The organism is Streptomyces sp. NPDC029836, from assembly GCF_055574495.1.
This window is the reverse complement of record NZ_JBVHZI010000005.1, coordinates 264289-281008: the sequence shown is the minus strand read 5'-3', so window position 1 is coordinate 281008 and position 16720 is coordinate 264289. Positions and strand designations below refer to the sequence as shown.

The 16720-nt window shown below is 73.0% G+C and carries 19 protein-coding genes; 6 read left to right on the top strand and 13 right to left on the bottom strand.

Features of this window, described 5'->3' with window-relative positions:
- Nucleotides 1-184 precede the first annotated feature (184 nt).
- Nucleotides 185-352, bottom strand: a complete 168-nt coding sequence (locus ACZ4XJ_RS17785; RefSeq protein WP_009997451.1) for a DUF3117 domain-containing protein — start codon at nt 350-352, stop codon at nt 185-187.
- Nucleotides 353-684: 332 nt separating this feature from the next.
- On the opposite strand from ACZ4XJ_RS17785, the gene chcB reads away from it, so the two are divergent.
- Nucleotides 685-1488 (top strand): 2-cyclohexenylcarbonyl CoA isomerase, encoded by an 804-nt coding sequence (gene chcB / locus ACZ4XJ_RS17780; RefSeq protein WP_468496693.1) that lies wholly within the window; start codon nt 685-687, stop codon nt 1486-1488.
- Between the two features lie 65 nt (nt 1489-1553).
- Here chcB and ACZ4XJ_RS17775 read toward each other — a convergent pair whose 3' ends face one another.
- Nucleotides 1554-2135 (bottom strand): DNA-3-methyladenine glycosylase I, encoded by a 582-nt coding sequence (locus tag ACZ4XJ_RS17775; RefSeq protein ID WP_362877462.1) that lies wholly within the window; start codon nt 2133-2135, stop codon nt 1554-1556.
- Nucleotides 2132-2485 (bottom strand): DivIVA domain-containing protein, encoded by a 354-nt coding sequence (locus ACZ4XJ_RS17770; RefSeq protein ID WP_362877461.1) that lies wholly within the window; start codon nt 2483-2485, stop codon nt 2132-2134. Before ACZ4XJ_RS17770 ends, ACZ4XJ_RS17775 begins: the two co-directional genes overlap by 4 nt.
- A gap of 76 nt (nt 2486-2561) precedes the next feature.
- Here ACZ4XJ_RS17770 and folP point away from each other — a divergent pair, with 76 nt between their 5' ends.
- Nucleotides 2562-3422, top strand: coding sequence for a dihydropteroate synthase (folP, locus tag ACZ4XJ_RS17765; RefSeq protein ID WP_362877460.1), 861 nt, complete (start codon nt 2562-2564; stop codon nt 3420-3422).
- Nucleotides 3423-3510: 88 nt separating this feature from the next.
- On the opposite strand, the gene ACZ4XJ_RS17760 is transcribed toward folP, so the two are convergent.
- Nucleotides 3511-4278 (bottom strand): LOG family protein, encoded by a 768-nt coding sequence (locus ACZ4XJ_RS17760; RefSeq protein ID WP_362877459.1) that lies wholly within the window; start codon nt 4276-4278, stop codon nt 3511-3513.
- Between the two features lie 64 nt (nt 4279-4342).
- Nucleotides 4343-5422, bottom strand: coding sequence for a succinyl-diaminopimelate desuccinylase (gene dapE / locus ACZ4XJ_RS17755; protein ID WP_362877458.1), 1080 nt, complete (start codon nt 5420-5422; stop codon nt 4343-4345).
- A gap of 86 nt (nt 5423-5508) precedes the next feature.
- On the opposite strand from dapE, the gene ACZ4XJ_RS17750 reads away from it, so the two are divergent.
- Both ACZ4XJ_RS17750 and ACZ4XJ_RS17745 read left to right on the top strand, forming a co-directional pair.
- Nucleotides 5509-6456 (top strand): hypothetical protein, encoded by a 948-nt coding sequence (locus ACZ4XJ_RS17750; RefSeq protein WP_362877457.1) that lies wholly within the window; start codon nt 5509-5511, stop codon nt 6454-6456.
- A 255-nt stretch (nt 6457-6711) separates the two neighbouring features.
- A complete protein-coding gene (locus ACZ4XJ_RS17745; protein WP_362877456.1) occupies nt 6712-7035 on the top strand; it encodes an ATP-binding protein in 324 nt (107 codons plus the stop codon).
- 85 nt (nt 7036-7120) lie between these two features.
- Here the strand turns inward: ACZ4XJ_RS17745 and dapC are convergent, their stop codons facing one another.
- Nucleotides 7121-8215, bottom strand: a complete 1095-nt coding sequence (gene dapC / locus ACZ4XJ_RS17740; RefSeq protein ID WP_468496692.1) for a succinyldiaminopimelate transaminase — start codon at nt 8213-8215, stop codon at nt 7121-7123.
- A 106-nt stretch (nt 8216-8321) separates the two neighbouring features.
- A complete protein-coding gene (gene fdxA / locus ACZ4XJ_RS17735) occupies nt 8322-8651 on the bottom strand; it encodes a ferredoxin (protein WP_362877454.1) in 330 nt (109 codons plus the stop codon).
- 116 nt (nt 8652-8767) lie between these two features.
- On the opposite strand from fdxA, the gene ACZ4XJ_RS17730 reads away from it, so the two are divergent.
- Both ACZ4XJ_RS17730 and ACZ4XJ_RS17725 read left to right on the top strand, forming a co-directional pair.
- Complete coding sequence (locus ACZ4XJ_RS17730; RefSeq protein WP_362877453.1) at nt 8768-9757, top strand: GNAT family N-acetyltransferase; 990 nt, start codon at nt 8768-8770, stop codon at nt 9755-9757.
- Nucleotides 9754-10545, top strand: coding sequence for a transglutaminase-like domain-containing protein (locus tag ACZ4XJ_RS17725; RefSeq protein WP_468496691.1), 792 nt, complete (start codon nt 9754-9756; stop codon nt 10543-10545). Before ACZ4XJ_RS17730 ends, ACZ4XJ_RS17725 begins: the two co-directional genes overlap by 4 nt.
- A gap of 69 nt (nt 10546-10614) precedes the next feature.
- Here the strand turns inward: ACZ4XJ_RS17725 and ACZ4XJ_RS17720 are convergent, their stop codons facing one another.
- The 6 genes from ACZ4XJ_RS17720 to ACZ4XJ_RS17695 all read right to left on the bottom strand — a co-directional run bounded on the left by ACZ4XJ_RS17720 (nt 10615) and on the right by ACZ4XJ_RS17695 (nt 16709).
- Nucleotides 10615-12561, bottom strand: coding sequence for a hypothetical protein (locus ACZ4XJ_RS17720; RefSeq protein WP_468496690.1), 1947 nt, complete (start codon nt 12559-12561; stop codon nt 10615-10617).
- Nucleotides 12562-12766: 205 nt separating this feature from the next.
- The gene (locus ACZ4XJ_RS17715; protein WP_468496689.1) at nt 12767-13150 is read right to left on the bottom strand and encodes a DUF6113 family protein; all 384 of its coding nucleotides are present in this window, start codon (nt 13148-13150) and stop codon (nt 12767-12769) included.
- Nucleotides 13147-14049, bottom strand: coding sequence for an N-acetyl-1-D-myo-inositol-2-amino-2-deoxy-alpha-D-glucopyranoside deacetylase (gene mshB / locus ACZ4XJ_RS17710; protein ID WP_468496688.1), 903 nt, complete (start codon nt 14047-14049; stop codon nt 13147-13149). Before mshB ends, ACZ4XJ_RS17715 begins: the two co-directional genes overlap by 4 nt.
- Nucleotides 14050-14071: 22 nt before the next feature.
- The gene (locus ACZ4XJ_RS17705; RefSeq protein WP_136213899.1) at nt 14072-14266 is read right to left on the bottom strand and encodes a hypothetical protein; all 195 of its coding nucleotides are present in this window, start codon (nt 14264-14266) and stop codon (nt 14072-14074) included.
- A 417-nt stretch (nt 14267-14683) separates the two neighbouring features.
- Nucleotides 14684-15742: an ABC transporter ATP-binding protein gene (locus ACZ4XJ_RS17700; protein ID WP_468496687.1), complete on the bottom strand. Its 1059-nt coding sequence runs from the start codon at nt 15740-15742 to the stop codon at nt 14684-14686.
- Complete coding sequence (locus ACZ4XJ_RS17695; protein ID WP_468496686.1) at nt 15735-16709, bottom strand: ABC transporter ATP-binding protein; 975 nt, start codon at nt 16707-16709, stop codon at nt 15735-15737. The genes ACZ4XJ_RS17700 and ACZ4XJ_RS17695 overlap by 8 nt, the downstream gene beginning before the upstream one ends.
- Nucleotides 16710-16720: the final 11 nt, after the last annotated feature.

Below are 16720 nucleotides of genomic sequence, written 5' to 3'. Positions count from 1 at the left end.
GGCACCGGAACCCGCACGTCCCCCGAGACCGGTCGTCACCGGAACCCGCACGTCCGTGGAGCCGGTCCGCCACTGGGACCCGTACGCCCCGGACGAAACCCGCACACCTCCGGAAAGACCAACACCGCCCCGGACGCAAGAGCGGCCGGGGCGGTGCGGAGATGGCTCAGATGGTGCCGACGCTTCAGCCGACAACCTTCTTCAGGGCGTCACCCAGGGCTTCCGCTTCGTCAGGAGTCAGCTCGACGACGAGCCGACCGCCGCCCTCGAGCGGTACGCGCATGACGATGCCCCGCCCCTCCTTGGTGACCTCGAGCGGGCCGTCGCCCGTCCGCGGCTTCATGGCCGCCATGCTCGTTCCCCTTCCTGAAACCAGCTCATCGTCAGCCGACGGCCCCGTTCAGGCGCCTAGTACCCGGCATCGAACACATTGCTTCCCGGCCATTATCCCGCATGTCAGGACCCGATGACCAACATCGGTGGGGAACGCTTGCGCAACGCGCTCTGCCAAAACCACTCATTTCGGGGACCCGCCTGCGATACTTCGCCGCCGCTCCTCGGGATGGGCCTCCGCATTGTTTGACGCACATCACATGTCCCAGGGTCGCGGCGTCCGCCATGCTGGCCATTGCACCGGCCGGTACCGGCCGGTAGCCAGCCCGCGACGAAGGGGGACCCCCTGCCATGGCCGACAGCGTGCTCTACGAAGTGACCGACGGACTCGCGACCATCACGATCAACCGTCCGGACGCGATGAACGCCATGAACACGGAGGCCAAGGTCGCCCTGCGCGACGCCGCCCTGGCGGCGGCCGCGGACACCGGCGTGCGGGCCGTCCTGCTCACCGCGGCGGGCACCCGGGCGTTCTGCGTGGGTCAGGACCTCAAGGAGCACATCGGGAACCTCGCGGCCGACCGCGAGAACGGCTCGTCGCTGACGATGGACACCGTCGCCGAGCACTACAACCCGATCGTCCGGGCGCTGACGGAGATGCCCAAGCCCGTGGTGGTCGGCGTCAACGGCGTCGCGGCCGGCGCCGGCTTCGGTTTCGCCCTGGCGGCGGACTACCGGGTGGTCTCCGAGGACGCGTCCTTCAACACCTCCTTCGCGGGAGTCGCGCTGACCGCGGACTCCGGCGTGTCCTGGACGCTGCCCCGCCTGATCGGCGCTTCCCGCGCCGCCGATCTGCTGCTGTTCCCCCGCTCGGTGAAGGCCCGCGAGGCCTACGAGCTGGGCATCGCGAACCGCCTCGTGCCCGCGGCCGACCTGCGCGCGGAGGCCGAGTCCGTGGCCCGCGCCCTCGCGCAGGGCCCCACGGTGGCCTACGCCGCACTGAAGGAGTCCCTGGCGTACGGGGCGTCCCGCACGCTCCCCGAGGCCCTGGAGCGCGAGGAGGCGCTCCAGGCCCGCGCCGGGGCCTCCGAGGACCACTCCATCGCCGTCCGGGCGTTCCTCGACAAGCAGCCGCCGAAGTACCTGGGCCGCTGAAGCACGCTGCCCCCGACGCGCCGACCCGGCCCGCCGACATCCCTTCCGGGTTCCTCCCGCGGGGCTCAGCGGGCCCCGCGGGAGACGCAGCCCGCCAGGTGGTCGTCGACCAGCCCGCAGGCCTGCATCAGGGCGTAGGCCGTCGTGGGACCGACGAACCGGATCCCGGCCTTCTTCAGGGCCTTGGCCAGGGCCGTGGACCCGGGGGTGACCGCCGGGACGTCCGCCACGGATTTCGGGGCCGGGCCGGGTTCCTCCGGGGCGTGGGACCAGATCAGCGCGTCCAGCTCCCCCGGCTTCCACCCGGCGAGCTCCTTCGCGTTGGCGAGGGTCGCCTCGATCTTGGCCCGGTTGCGGATGATCCCCTCGTCGGCCAGCAGCCGCAGCGCGTCCGCCTCGCCGAACCGGGCGACGGCCGCGATCTCGAAGCCGGCGAAGGCGCTGCGGAAGCCCTCGCGGCGGCGCAGGATCGTCAGCCAGGACAGGCCCGACTGGAACGCCTCCAGGCACAGCCGCTCGTACAGGGCGTCGTCGCCGTGGACCGGCCTGCCCCACTCGGTGTCGTGGTAGGCGACGTAGTCCTCGGTGGCCAGCCCCCACGGGCAGCGCCGGACGCCGTCCGGGCCGGCGACGAGCCCTCCGCTCACCGGGCGTCCTTGGTCAGGTCGATGGCGGCGGCGGGCGCCTCGTCGCGGGGCGCGGGCGCGGGCGCGGCGGCCGACAGCTCCGCGATCCGCGCGTCGCGTTCGGCCAGTTCGGCCCCGAGGCGGTCCAGTACGTCGTCCACCTCCGCCATCCGGTAGCCGCGCGGGGCGACCGGCAGCCGCAGTCCGTCGATGTCCGCCCGGACGACCGGCCGGCTCTCCGGGAGGCCGTCGGCCACCCGGTCCGGTTCGGCTTCCGGAAGCACGGCCTCCGTACCTCCGCCGACCACCGCGAGGGTGACCGCGGCCACGACCACGACCAGCGCGATCAGCAAGAACCAGAACACGATCATCTCCCCTGAGAGGCTCCGGCCACCAGGTTAAGGTCACAGACGAGGCGCGAGGGTCGCCGAAGGAGGAAAGAGCAGGATGCTGCGACTGGGCCGACGCGAGTTCGCCACCCACGAGCCGGTGATCATGGCCATCGTGAACCGGACTCCCGACTCCTTCTACGACCAGGGCGCGACGTTCCACGACGAGCCCGCGCTGGACCGGGTCGAGCGGGCGGTCGCCGAGGGCGCGGCCATCATCGACATCGGCGGGGTGAAGGCGGGCCCCGGGGAGCACGTCGACGCGGCCGAGGAGGCCCGGCGCACGGTCGGTTTCGTGGCCGAGGTACGGCGCCGCCACCCCGACGTGGTGATCAGCGTCGACACCTGGCGGCACGAGGTCGGCGAGGCCGTGTGCGAGGCCGGCGCGGACCTGCTGAACGACGCCTGGGGCGGGGTGGACCCCAAGCTCGCGGAGGTCGCGGCGCGTTTCGACGCGGGTCTGGTCTGCACCCACGCGGGCGGCGTCGAACCGCGCACGCGCCCGCACCGGACCTCGTACGGGGACGTGATGGAGGACGTCCTGGCCGTCACGGTCGGGTTGGCGGAACGCGCGGTGGCGCTCGGCGTCCGACGGGACGCGATCATGATCGACCCGGGGCACGACTTCGGGAAGAACACCCGGCACTCGCTGGAGGCCACCCGGCGGCTCGGCGAGATGACCGACACGGGCTGGCCGGTGCTGGTGTCCCTGTCGAACAAGGACTTCGTCGGCGAGAGCCTCGACAAGCCGGTCAAGGAGCGCCTGCTGGGCACCCTGGCGACCACGGCCGTGTCGGCGTGGTTGGGCGCGCGGGTCTACCGGGTCCACGAGGTGGCGGAGACCAAGCAGGTCCTCGACATGGTGGCGACGATCCAGGGACACCGTCCGCCGGCGGTCGCCCGCCGCGGCCTGGCCTGAGCCCCGCGGAGGCCGAACCCGGTCCGTGCCCTCCCCCGGCGGTCTACCGCCGGGGGGTGGGGCCGGTGGGTGGGTGGAGCGGCTCGCGCTACTTGCCGACTTCCTTCGTCACCAGGGCGATCGCCTCGTCCACGTCGTCCGTCACGTGGAAGAGGTACAGGTCCTTCTCCGAGGCCTTGCCCTGGGCGATCACCGTGTTGCGCAGCCAGTCGATCAGGCCGCTCCAGTACTCCGTGCCGAACAGCACGATCGGGAAGCGGGTGATCTTCTGGGTCTGGACCAGGGTCAGCGCCTCGAACATCTCGTCGAGGGTGCCGAGGCCGCCGGGCAGGACCACGAAGCCCTGGCTGTACTTCACGAACATCGTCTTGCGGACGAAGAAGTACCGGAAGTTCAGACCGAGGTCGACGTGCTCGTTGAGCCCCTGTTCGAAGGGCAGCTCGATGCCGAGCCCGACGGAGATGCCCCCGCCGTCGCGCGCGCCCTTGTTGGCCGCCTCCATCGCGCCGGGGCCGCCGCCGGTGATGACGGCGAAGCCGGCGTCGACGAGGGCCCGGCCGATCCGTACGCCGGAGTCGTACTCCGGCGAGTCGACCGGAGTGCGGGCCGAGCCGAACACGCTGATCGCGGGCGGCAGCTCCGCGAGCGTGCCGAAGCCCTCGATGAACTCCGACTGGATGCGCAGGACCCGCCAGGGATCGGTGTGCACCCACTCGGAGGGTCCGGCCGAGTCCAACAGCCGCTGGTCCGTCGTACTGCCCGCCTGCACCTGGCTCCGCCTGCGCAGCACGGGCCCGAGCTGCTGCTCCTCGGGCCGACGACGAGCGTCCCCTTCGGCATTGCGGTGGTTGCCCATGATGTGCTCCCTCCTGCTGATCGTTGGATCAGGTTAGGCGCACAAAGGTGACGAGAAGGGGAATTTACGAGGTCAGCCAGGCACGGAGTCGTTCTTCGCAGTGCAGGATCGCCTTCGTCCCGACGCGTTCGTCGACCTTGTGGGCCAGCAACGCGTCCCCCGGACCGTAGTTGACCGCCGGCACGCCGAGGGCGCTGAAGCGGGCCACGTCGGTCCAGCCGAACTTCGGCATGGCGCGGCCGCCGACCGCCTCCATGAAGGCCGCGGCGGCCGGGTGGGACAGGCCGGGCAGGGCGCCGCCGGAGAAGTCGTCGATCACGAACTCGGCGATCCCGCAGTCCGCGAACACCTCCTTCACGTGGGCCAGGGCGTCCTCGGCGCTGCGGTCGGGGGCGTAGCGGAAGTTCACGGTGACCGTGCACGCGTCGGGGATGACGTTGTTGGCGACGCCGCCCTCGATGCGGACCGCGTTGAGCCCTTCGTGGTACTCCAGGCCGTCGATGAGCGGCTTGCGGGGCTCGTACGCCGCCAGCTTCGCCAGGATCGGGGCGGCGGAGTGGATGGCGTTGGAGCCCATCCAGCTGCGCGCGGAGTGCGCGCGCTCGCCGGCCGTGCGGAGCAGGACGCGCAGGGTGCCCTGGCAGCCGCCCTCGACCTCGGCGTTGGAGGGTTCCAACAGGACGGCGAAGTCCCCGGTGAGCCAGTCGGGGTGGGCCTCGGCGACCTTGCCGAGGCCGTTGAGGTCGGCGGCGACCTCTTCCTGGTCGTAGAAGACGAAGGTGAGGTCGCGGTTCGGCTCGGGCACGGTCGCGGCGATGCGCAGCTGCACGGCGACCCCGGACTTCATGTCCGTCGTGCCGCAGCCCCACAGGACGCCGTTCTCGTCGAGGCGGGAGGGCACGTTGTCGGCGATCGGCACCGTGTCGAGGTGGCCGGCGAGGACGACGCGCTCGGCACGCCCGAGGTGCGTGCGGGCGACGACGTTGTTGCCGTACCGGTCGACGGTGAGGTGCGGGATGCCGCGCAGCGCGTTCTCCACGAGGTCGGCGAGTACCTTCTCGTCGCCGCTCACGGAGGGGATGTCGACGAGCCGGGCGGTCAGCTCGGCAGCGTCCAGGGTGAGGTCCAGCTCGGATTCGGACATGGCCACGACCCTAACGCCCCGGGATGCCCCGGAACCGGGTGCGTCCGGCCGCTGGACGCGTCATATGCCTCAAGTACGGTAGCCGCGTGTCCGAGACCGATCGCTCCCGTCCCCGGCGCCGCCGCCCGCTCCGCGGGGCCGCGGCACTGTTCGCGTTGCTCGGCCTGGCCGGGTACTGCGTCCTCCAGTACGAGTCCAACGGCGGGGCCGGCGCCCCGTACTGCACGGTCCGCGACGCCCGTGACGCGGCGGCCGGAGGCGCCGGGCACAGCTACGAGCTGAGCCCCGAGCAGGCCCGGTACGCGGCGACGATAGCCGCCGTCGGGACGACGAAGGGGATGCCCGAGCGGGCGGTGACGATCGCGCTGGCCACCGCCATGCAGGAGTCGGCGCTGCGCAACCTCGACCACGGCGACCGGGACTCGCTGGGCCTCTTCCAGCAGCGCCCCTCGCAGGGCTGGGGCACCCCGGAGCAGGTCATGGACCCGGTGTACTCGGCCGGGATCTTCTACGACCGGCTGGAGGACGTCCCCGGGTACGGGGGGATGCCGCTGACGGTGGCCGCGCAGAAGGTGCAGCGCAGCGGTTTCCCGGACGCCTACGCCAAGCACGAGCCGGACGCGGCGCTCCTGACCACGGCCTTCACCGGCAAGGCCCGCGCCATGCTCGCGTGCGCCGGCCCGAAGGCCCAACCGGAGGGCGATCCGGCGCGCGTGCGCGACGCCCTCGGCCGGGACTTCGGCGCGGGCGTGCTGCCGAAGGCGGGCGCCCCGCACGGCAGTTCCGCGCCCCGGGACACGAGTGAGGTCGCGCTGCCGGTGCGGGACCAGCGGCGCGGCTGGGAGCTGGCGAACTGGGCCGTCGCGCACGCGGCCGAACTCGGCATCCAGCGCGTCTCCTACGACGGCGTGGCCTGGACCGCGGGCGAGAACCGCGGCGAGTGGGTGCCGAGCGTCCCCGGCGCGTCGGGTTCGGGCGATCCGCGCGCGGCGGGCCCGCAGGACGTACGGATCTTCCCGACCCGCCCCCGCTGACCGGAGCCGCGCGGACGGACGTGCGAACCGTCCCCCGTGCGGGGAGGGGCGCGCGGCGCCCGCACGGCGGCCGGACCGGAGCGCGGACCCGCTGGTCGGCGGGCGTGGCGGGAGGGCGTGCGGCCATCTCATGCGCTTGTCGCCGAAGCCGATAAGCGCACGCATTACCCATCCTTTACCCGGGGCATCCGCAACTCGACGCACCCCGGGAGCGGTTGTACACGGCGTACTCAGCCGCTACCGCTTAGGAGCATCATGTCCCTCCCCCTGACCCGTCGGATCGCCCGTACCGCGCTGCTCCTGGCCGCCGGTGCCGCTCCGGTGGTCGGTGCGGCCGGCGCGGCCAGTGCCGCCGGTCTGGAGTCCGTGCCGCAGCTGGGCGCGCTGACGGCGCCGGACTCCGCGGACGCGACCGCCGCCGCGGCCGGCGACGCCACGGGCGCCGTCACCGACGCCGTCCCCGCGGCCGGTCCGGCCGGCGAGCTGGCCGGTACGGCGACCAAGACGCTCGGCGGCCTGCCCGTGGGCGCCCTGCCGATCAGCACCCTGCCCGTGGGCGGTCTGCCGCTGGGTGGCTGACCCCGCCGCGGGACCCACGAACGGCCGGAGGGGCCGGGAGCGCGTGCTCCCGGCCCCTCGGGCGTTCGCGGGGCTCCCGCCCCGCTCAGCCCAGGCGCTTGACCGCGGCGGCGACCCGCTCGTCGGTGGCGGTGAAGGCCACGCGGACGAACCGTGCGCCCGCCTCGCCGTAGAAGTCGCCGGGCGCTGCCAGGATGCCGAGGTCCGCGAGGTGGGCGACGGTGTCCCAGCAGGGCTCGTCCCGGGTCACCCACAGGTAGAGGCTCGCCTCGCTGTGCTCGACGCGGAAGCCGTGTGCCTCCAGGGCCGTGCGCAGCGCCTCGCGGCGGGCGGCGTAGCGCCCGCGCTGCTCGGCGACGTGGGCGTCGTCGCCCAGGGCCGCGATGACGGCGGCCTGGACGGGCGCCGCGGTCATCATCCCGCCGTGCTTGCGGATCTCCAGCAGTTCGCCGAGCACGTCGGCGTCGCCGGCGATGAAGGCGGCGCGGTAGCCCGCCAGGTTGGACCGCTTGGAGAGGGAGTGGACGGCGACGATGCCCTCGTAGGAGCCGCCGCAGACCTCGTCGTGCAGGACCGAGACGGGCTCCGCCTCCCAGCCGAGCTCCAGGTAGCACTCGTCGCTGAAGAGCAGGACGCCGTGCTCGCGCGCCCAGGCCACGATCCGGATCAGGTCCTCCTTGGGGAGGACCCTTCCGGTCGGGTTGGACGGGGAGTTGAGCCAGAGCAGCTTCACGCCGGTCGGGTCGAGGTCGGTCGGGTCGTCGTAGACCACCGCCTCGGCGCCGCACAGGCGGGCGCCGACCTCGTACGTCGGGTAGGCCAGGCGGGGGTAAGCGACCTTGTCGCCGGCGCCGAGGCCGAGCTGGGTCGGCAGCCAGGCCACGAGCTCCTTGGAGCCGACCACCGGCAGGACGTTGCGGTGACCGGCGGCGCTCGCGCCGAGCCGCCCGCGCAGCCAGCCGGTGATCGCGTCGCGCAGCGCCGGCGTCCCCCACACCGTCGGGTAGCCCGGGGAGTCGGCGGCGTCCGCCAGGGCGCGCCGGATCAGCTCCGGGACCGGGTCGACGGGCGTGCCGACCGACAGGTCGACGATGCCGTCGGGGTGGGCCTCGGCCGTCGCCTTGTACGGCTCCAGCTTGTCCCAGGGAAAGGCGGGAAGGCGGTCGGATACTGCGGCCACGGGGGTCTCTGCTCTCTCTGGGTACGTGCTGGTGCGGGGGGTGAAACGGCTCGGTCCCGCGCGGCACGAATGCCGGACGGGACCGAGGAGCTTCTGCCGTGAACGGTCAGTGCTGCGGGTTGATGTCCGCCGGCAGCGCCGCGACGAAGGGGTGGTCGCGCTCGATCAGGCCGAGCTTGGAGGCACCACCGGGCGAACCGAGCTCGTCGAAGAACTCGACGTTCGCCTTGTAGTAGTCCTTCCACTCCTCCGGGGTGTCGTCCTCGTAGAAGATGGCCTCGACCGGGCAGACCGGCTCACACGCGCCGCAGTCGACGCACTCGTCCGGGTGGATGTACAAGGACCGCCGGCCCTCGTAGATGCAGTCGACGGGGCACTCTTCGATGCATGCCTTGTCCTTGACGTCGACACAAGGCTCCGCGATGACGTAGGTCACGCTCTCGTTCCTCCTCGGTAGGGCTGTCCATTCGCGCGGGAGCGCGGCGTCGTCGATGCCCGCACCTAGTATCTCCGTTCCCGGGCACGATCCGAACAGGAGGGGCGGACAGAGCTGTGGAAATCACTGCCGGTGGGCTGCTGGAGATCCGTATCACCCCGGCTGACGTGGGTAAACGAGTCTCTGTACGACGGGTGGAGGAGGAGTCGGGGCGGTCCCCCGTCTTCGCCGACGCCGTAGGGGTTCTCACATCCTGGAACGAGGGTGTGCTCACGATCACACGCAAGGACGGCGTGTCCGTCCACATCCCGGAATCCGCCCTGGTCGCGGGCAAGACGGTGCCTCCGGCGCCGGCCCGGCGCAGGGGTCCGGCGGCCTCCTTCGAGGAGCTGGCCCGGATCACGGCGCGGGCCTGGGTGCCCCTGGAGAGCGAGCCGCTCGGGGAGTGGACGCTCCGGGCCGCGGGGGGCTTCACCCGGCGGGCCAACTCCGTCCTGCCGCTCGGCGATCCCGGCATACCCCTGGACGAAGCACTCGGCCGGGTGAGCTCCTGGTACGCGGAACGCGACCTTCCGGCGTACGTGCAGGCCGCGACCGGTTCGGCGGGCACGCAGGAGCTGCTCTGCGCGGAGCTGGAACGGCGCGGCTGGGTCAACGAGGTCTCGGCGGAGGTCCGCACCGCCGGCCTGGCCCCGGTCGCCGACCTGGACGCCGACGTGACGGACGTACGCCTGACCCGCGCGCCCGACGAGGCGTGGTTGGGCCGCTACGGCCGGGTCCGGGACCCGGACCTGGCCCGCCGGACGCTCGTGGCGGGCCCCTCGGTGTGGTTCGCCTCCCTCGCGGACGGCCGGGCGATCGGCCGGTGCGTGGTGGACGGGCGCTGGGCCGGCTTCGCGGCCGTCACGGTCGCCCCGGAACACCGGCGGCGGGGTCTGGCCACGGTGGTCATGACGGCGCTGGCCCGGCGGGCGTTGGAGGAGGGCGCCTCCGCGGCGTGGCTCCAGGTGGAGACGGACAACCCCGGGGCGCGGGCGCTGTACGACGGGATGGGCTTCGCGACGCACCACGCGTACCACCACTTCCGGGCCGGGGCGGCCCGATGAGCGCGCGGACCCGGGAGCTGTTCGCGGCGGAGGCCCGGGCGGAGCGGCCCGACCTGGCGCAGTTGTGCCTGTTGCTGGCGGCGGAGGCGGACCCGGAGCTGGACGAACGCGCCATGGACTGGGCGCAGATCGAACTGGACCGGCTGGCGGGGATGCTGCCGTACGGGCTGCGCGGCGGGCAGGCCTGGGCCTCGGCGCTGACGGAGCTGCTGGGCGGCCGGATGGGCTTCCACGGCACTCCGGCGGACTACGACCGGCTCTCCTCCTCCCTGCTGCACGAGGTGCTGCGGCGCCGGCGGGGGCTGCCGATCCTGCTGTCCGTCGTCTGGATGGAGGTGGCGCGGCGGGCGGGCGCGCCCGTGTACGGGCTGGCGCTGCCCGGGCACTTCGTGGTGGGCTTCGGCGACCCGGAGGACGGGCACGTCGCGGACCCCTTCGCGGGCGGGGCCTCGCTCGGTACGGGCCCGGCGGAGTTGGCCTCGGGGCCGCGGACCCCGGCCCGGACCCCGGCCATCGTGCTGCGGATCCTGAACAACATCCGGGCCTGGGCGTCGGCCCGGCCGGAGCATTCGGCGGTGGCCCTCTGGTCGTTGGACCTGGCGCTGCTGCTGCCCTCGCACCCGGCGGCGCTGCGCTACGAGCGCGCGCGGCTGCTGGTGGAGCGGGGCGCCTTCACCGAGGGCGCGGGCGAACTGGAGGCGTACGCCGAGGTGATGGACGCGGTGGACACCGAGTCGGCGGCCCGCATCCGCGGCGAGGCCGTGTCGGCGCGCGCGCTGCTGAACTGAGTCCGTACGTGCGCGAGCCCCTTCCCCGGCCGGGAAGGGGCTCGCGCACGCGTGGCCGGACGCCGCCGGTCAGCCGGCGTTGGTCTCGATGACCGCGATCCGCTCGGCGGCCGTCTTGCCCTTGAGGGCCTTGCCGAGGGCGCCCGCGACGTCCTCGGGGGTCACGGCGGTCTTCGCGCCGGTGCCCCGGGTGATCATGACTCCGTCGAAGGCGTTCCCGTAGGTGGCCTTGAGGGCCTCCAGGTCGTACTTCTCGACGAGGCGGCCGTCCACGGCCGTCATGCTCAGGATCTTGGGCAGGGACCTGGCACCGAACGGGAGGGCCTTGCCGCCCGCCTTGACCGTCGCGGGGGAGGCCATCGCCGGTTCGGCGAACTCCTTCATCGCCCGGTCCAGTTCGGCCTGGGTGATGGTGGGTTCCCGGGTGGTGACGGGCAGTTCGACGGGCGCCGCCTTGCCGCCGCCGACGAGCGCGCCGAAGGCCTTGCGGACCAGGTCGACCGAGCCGTCGACGTCGAGGCCCTGGCCCGCCTTGCCGGGGACGGCGACGGCCTTGCCGGTGTCGAACTTGATCGTCGCCTCGGTGACGCCGCCGGCGCCGCCCGCCAGTTCCTGGAGCGCGACGCGCAGCTTCTCCTCGTCGACCGGCATGACGGCCTCGGCCGTGCGCTCGACGCCGAAGAGGCTGCCGATGACGGTGACGGGGTTGTAGTCGCTGCCGGCCGCGTTGCGGACGGTGGTCTGCGCGTCGAGGGTGAGCCCGGCCTTCTCCGGCTTCAGCTCGACCTGCTTGCCGCCGACGCTGAGCTGGAGCGGGGTCGCGGCGCGGGTGCCGAAGGCCTTCTCCAGCTTGTTGACGGCCTCGTCGCGGCTGCCGCTGATGTCGACGCCGAGGACGGTGGTGCCCTTGGGGACGTCGGAGTGGTTCAGCAGCAGACCGGCGCCGTAGGCCAGGCCGACCAGCGCGATGACGCCACCGCCGAGGAGGACCAGCTTGGAGCGGCCCTTCTTGGCGGGCTTGCCGGCCGGCTTGGCGCCCTTGGTCTGCTTGCCCGCCGGGGGCGCGGGCGGCGTCGGCCGGGTCTGCTTCGGCGGCTGCGGTCCGGGCGGGGGCACCGGCGCCACGGGCCCGGGCGGCGGGGTCGGCACGCCGCCGGCCTCGGGGCCCGGCCAGCGCGGAGCCTCGTCGGCGTGTACGGGGACGGTCCCCATCGCGGGCCCGCCCGTCGGCCCGGCGGGCTCCGTGTAGGCGGGGAAGGCCTCCGTGACGGGCCCGGCGTCGTACGCCGGGTAGCCCTGCGGCGGCGTCCCGACGCCGGGGCCGCCGATGTTCGGGGGCGGCGCGAAGCCCGCCCCGTTGCCGTGCGTCAGGGGCGGTTGCGGCATGCCCTGGGCGGCGGGGGGCGCGAATCCGGCGCCGGGACCCGGCGTGCCGGGTCCGCCGTGTCCGGCGGGGACGCCGGGGGCGCCCGGACCGGCGGGACGTCCCGGCTCGGAGCCGTAGCTCGCGCCCGGCGCGGGTCCCTGGCCGGTGGCGGGCGGCGGCGGGCCGGCCTTGCGCGGCGCGAACCAGTTGCTGTTGGCCGCCTCCTGCGGCTCGGCGGGCCCGGGGGCCGGGGGCGCCGGCGGGGTCGGGGCCGGCGCGGCCGGCGGCAGGGCCGAGCGCACGGGCGGCGCGGACCGCGCCGGGGCCGGCGCGGGCTCGGGCGCGGCCTGGACGGGCTCGGGGCCGGCGGGCCGGCCGGTGTCCCGCACCGGCTTGCGCACGACCACGGGCGGGATCGGCCGCGAACCCGGAATGTTGATCCGGATACGGGTCGTCAGGGTGGTTTCGGTCTTCGGCCCGTCATTGTCGGGCGTGGACGGGTTCGACGTCACAGGGTTCTCCTCCGGGGCGGTCGCCGCGGCGTCCGTGGACGGGTAGTGGCCGGTTCCGTACGGCGGTGTACCCGAGGGGTAGACGGCTCCACCGTGCCCTTGGGGCCCGGGGGGCGAACTGTCGGTTTCACGACTCAAGGCAGGTTCTCCCGGTTGGCTCCGCCGCCCGTCATACCGTGCGCGGGCAGCTCGGCGGCCCGTCCACCATACTGGCCGTCGCCACCGCACAACTGTCCCCCAGGAATCCCAGGTTCCTCTTGGCTCTCCCCGGACAGCGTCCCGAGGGCCCGTCAAACCCCCTCAAGCCGTCCCCGATCGGAGTCCCGAGGAGTGGGACGCACCGTCAAGCGCGCGGCCGCACGGCCGAAACGGGACGCTCCGGGAGCAGCCGCATCGTGGCGCAGATCACAGCGATCGCACTACCACCCAAAAGGTATGCGTACATACCGATTCCGGATGAACCGAGCAGGAAATCACCCTCGGGACGCGGAAGGCTGAGCACCACGTACGAGACGAACCAGCCGACCGCCGCCGCGCCCACGCCGATCCCCGTGCCGGTCGAGATCCGACCGGCGAGGAAGAGTCCGAAGAGGGCGAACAGCGCGAGCAGCAGCCCGCCGGGGAACCACAGGTCCACCACGAGCCAGCCGGCCGCGCCGGTGAGCGCGCCGAGGACCAGCAGGCCGAGCAGGACGGCGATCCGGGCGGGCGTCCAGGCGGCGCTCACGCGTCCACCCCCGCGAACAGGTCGCGCTCGCGCTGCCCCGCCGGAGCGCCCGACTCACCGGCGACCAACTCGTAGTACTCGCGGGTGAACAGCGGCTGGGCCAGGTGGTTCGACAGCGCGAAGAACGGCCCGTCGACGGCCACCTGGGTGACGTGGGCCCGCATCGCGGCGGCCTTGGCCGCGGCGAACGCCTCCCCCGCGTCGTCGCCGATCTCGGTGGTGATCCGCCGGTCGGTGACCACTCCGGGGATGTCGGCGGGCGTCGCGACACCCGCGAAGGGCACCACGTCGCCGGCCTCGTGGAGCCGGGCGAAGCCCTCCTCGACGACCGAGCGCGGGACGCGGTTCCAGTAGATCTTCGCGATGGCGTGGGCGGCGCCCAGTTCGGGCCGGTAGTCGGCCTGCTCGGCGAGTTCCGCGGCGCGCACCGCGACGCGGTGGGCCTGGATGTGGTCCGGGTGGCCGTACCCGCCGTCCGGGTCGTAGGTGACGAGGACCTGCGGGCGCAGCTCGCGGATCACCTCCACGAGGTACCCGGCGGCCTCGTCCGGGTCGGCGGACCAGAAGGCGCCGGGGCGCGTGTTCTGGGGTGCGCCCATCATCCCGGAGTCCCGGAAGCGGCCCGGGCCGCCGAGGAAGCGGTGGTCGGCGACCCCGAGCTCCTTCATGGCGGCGGCGAGTTCGCCGACCCGGAAGGGGCCGAGCGCGTCCTCGCGATCGGCCGTCAGGTGGGCCAGCTCCGGCGGGATGACCTCGCCCTCCTCGCCGAGGGTGCAGGTCACCAACGCCACGTGGGCGCCCTCGGCCGCGTACTTGGCCATGGTGACGCCGTTGTTGATGGACTCGTCGTCCGGGTGCGCGTGCACGAGGAGCAGCCGGCGGGCGGGAAGACCGTTCATGGGTTCAGCCTACGAGCAGGACCTACAACTTGAGGCCACTGATCATGCTCGCCACGTTGGACGTGAGCTGGCTGAGCGTCGGAGCGATCGTCGAGCTCGCCAGGTAGAACCCGAGCAGTACGCAGACGAACGCGTGTCCCGCCTTCAGTCCCGACTTCCGGACCAGAAGGAAGACGACGATCGCCAGCAGCACCACGGCCGAGATCGAGAGTGCCACGGCGGTTCACCTCCACGTCGAGCGGACATCGGTCGCGTCATTCGCGCGCGCGGCGAAGTCGTACCCACCGTGCGCTACGGATCATAACTATCCGTACCAGCGTATCGATCGAATTCCGGCAGCACGAGGGGCGTACGGCGGCCACGGACGGGGGCACGAAAACGCCGGCCGGGGTGGCTGCGCGCCTCCCCGGCCGGCTGTCGGCACCCGCACGGCCGCACCCGCCCAGGGTGCCCAACCCAGATCTCGGGTCAGAAACGGTCAAGTTGCCCCCGTGTTAAGCGTGTTGTCGTTACGGCGGTCACGGGGGCGTCATCCTCGACCGGCGCCGACGGGTGGCCAAAAATGATCGACGGAAGGAGCCCGTCCGGGCGGTCCGCGGGGGTGTCCGGAGCGGGCTTCCCGGGACAGGCCGGGCTAAACCTCAGCCCGGGGCGGCGGGGCGGGCGGCTCCGGGGACGGCGGGACCACCTGCTTCTCGGCCGCGAAGTGACAGGCCGACGGATGGGCGGCCGGACCCGTGGGGAAGACCGCCGGCACCACCGGCAGCGGCTCCTCCTCGGCGCAGCGCGCCTCGGCCTTCCAGCAGCGGGTGCGGAAGCGGCAGCCCGAGGGCGGGTTGGCCGGCGAGGGCACGTCCCCGGACAGGATGATCCGCTCCCGGTGCGCGCGGGCCCGCGGGTCGGGGACGGGGACGGCGGAGAGCAGCGCCTGGGTGTACGGGTGGGTGGGGTGCTCGTAGATCTGGGTGTCGGAGCCGATCTCCACGATGCGCCCGAGGTACATGACGCCGACCCGGTCGGAGATGTGGCGCACGATCGAGAGGTCGTGCGCGATGAACACGTACGACAGGTCGAACTCGTCCTGGAGCCGTTCCAGCAGGTTGATCACCTGGGCCTGGACGGAGACGTCCAGCGCGGAGACGGGTTCGTCGGCGACGATGACCTCGGGTCGGAGCGCGAGGCCGCGGGCGATGCCGATGCGCTGGCGCTGGCCACCGGAGAACTGGTGCGGGTAGCGGTTGATGTACTCCGGGTTCAGGCCGACCACGTCGAGGAGGTCCTGGACCTTGCGGCGGCGGTCGCCCTTGGGGGCCACCTCGGGGTGGATCTCGTAGGGCTCGCCGATGATGTCGCCGACCGTCATGCGCGGGTTGAGCGAGGTGTACGGGTCCTGGAAGACCATCTGGATGTTGCGGCGGACGGCCTTGAGGGCCTTGCCGGACAGCCGGGTCAGGTCCTCGCCCTTGTACGAGATCGCGCCGGCGGTCGGCCGCTCCAGGTTGACCAGCATCCGGGCGACGGTGGACTTGCCGCAGCCGGACTCGCCGACGATGCCGAGGGTCTCGCCGCGGGCCAGCGCGAAGGAGACCCCGTCGACGGCCTTGACGGCGCCGACCTGCTTGCGGAAGAGGACGCCCTGGGTCAGCGGGTAGTGCTTGACGAGGTCGCGGACCTCCAGGATGGCTTCAGGCACCGAGGCACTCCTTCCAGAAGAAGCACGCGCTCGTCCGGTCCGGGCCCACCTCGGCCAGCGGCGGCACCTCGGCCCGGCACAGCGGCCGGGCCATCGGGCAGCGCGGGTTGAAGGCGCAACCGGGCGGGATGGCCAGCAGGTTGGGCGGCAACCCCTTGATCGCGTACAGCTCCTGGCCCTTCTGGTCCAGGCGCGGGATCGAGTCGAGCAGGCCGCGGGTGTACGGATGGGCGGGGGCGCCGTAGATCGCGTGGACGGGTGCGGCCTCGACGATCCGGCCCGCGTACATGACGGCGATCTTGTCGGCCACGTCGGCGACGACGCCGAGGTCGTGGGTGATCAGGATCAGGCCCATGTTGAGTTCGCGCTGGAGCTCGGCGAGCAGGTCCATGACCTGGGCCTGCACGGTGACGTCCAGGGCGGTGGTCGGCTCGTCGGCGATGATCAGGGAGGGTTCCAGGGCCATCGCCATGGCGATCATGATGCGTTGGCGCATGCCGCCGGAGAACTGGTGCGGGTAGTCCCCCACCCGCTGCTTCGCGGCGGGGATCCGGACCCGGTCCATCAGCTCGACGGCCTTGGCGCGGGAGGCCTTGCGGGACATCCCGCGGTGGACCTCGTACATCTCGCCGAGCTGGGCGCCCACGCTGACCACGGGGTTGAGGGAGGACAGCGCGTCCTGGAAGATCATGGCCATGCGGGCGCCGCGGATCCGGCGGCGTTCGTCCTCCTTCATCTTCAGCAGGTCCTGGCCCTGGAAGAAGATCTCGCCGCCCGCGATCCGGCCGGGCGGGGTGTCGAGGATGCCCATGATGGCCTGCGCCGTCACGGACTTGCCGGAGCCGGACTCGCCGAGCACGGCGAGGGTCTCGCCCTCGTCGACCGAGTAGTTCACGCCGTTGACGGCCTTCGCGACGCCGTCGCGGGTCTTGAACTCCACGTGCAGGTCGCGGACTTCGAGCAGCATCTGACGGCTCA

What these genes read in the sequence shown, in the direction of transcription:
- ACZ4XJ_RS17785 (WP_009997451.1), bottom strand. Translation starts at nt 352, where the DNA reads ATGGCGGCCATGAAGCCGCGGACGGGCGACGGCCCGCTCGAGGTCACC.
- chcB (WP_468496693.1), top strand. Translation starts at nt 685, where the DNA reads ATGGCCGACAGCGTGCTCTACGAAGTGACCGACGGACTCGCGACCATC.
- ACZ4XJ_RS17770 (WP_362877461.1), bottom strand. Translation starts at nt 2,485, where the DNA reads ATGATCGTGTTCTGGTTCTTGCTGATCGCGCTGGTCGTGGTCGTGGCC.
- folP (WP_362877460.1), top strand. Translation starts at nt 2,562, where the DNA reads ATGCTGCGACTGGGCCGACGCGAGTTCGCCACCCACGAGCCGGTGATC.
- ACZ4XJ_RS17760 (WP_362877459.1), bottom strand. Translation starts at nt 4,278, where the DNA reads ATGGGCAACCACCGCAATGCCGAAGGGGACGCTCGTCGTCGGCCCGAG.
- dapE (WP_362877458.1), bottom strand. Translation starts at nt 5,422, where the DNA reads ATGTCCGAATCCGAGCTGGACCTCACCCTGGACGCTGCCGAGCTGACC.
- ACZ4XJ_RS17745 (WP_362877456.1), top strand. Translation starts at nt 6,712, where the DNA reads ATGTCCCTCCCCCTGACCCGTCGGATCGCCCGTACCGCGCTGCTCCTG.
- ACZ4XJ_RS17725 (WP_468496691.1), top strand. Translation starts at nt 9,754, where the DNA reads ATGAGCGCGCGGACCCGGGAGCTGTTCGCGGCGGAGGCCCGGGCGGAG.
- mshB (WP_468496688.1), bottom strand. Translation starts at nt 14,049, where the DNA reads ATGAACGGTCTTCCCGCCCGCCGGCTGCTCCTCGTGCACGCGCACCCG.
- ACZ4XJ_RS17695 (WP_468496686.1), bottom strand. Translation starts at nt 16,709, where the DNA reads ATGCTGCTCGAAGTCCGCGACCTGCACGTGGAGTTCAAGACCCGCGAC.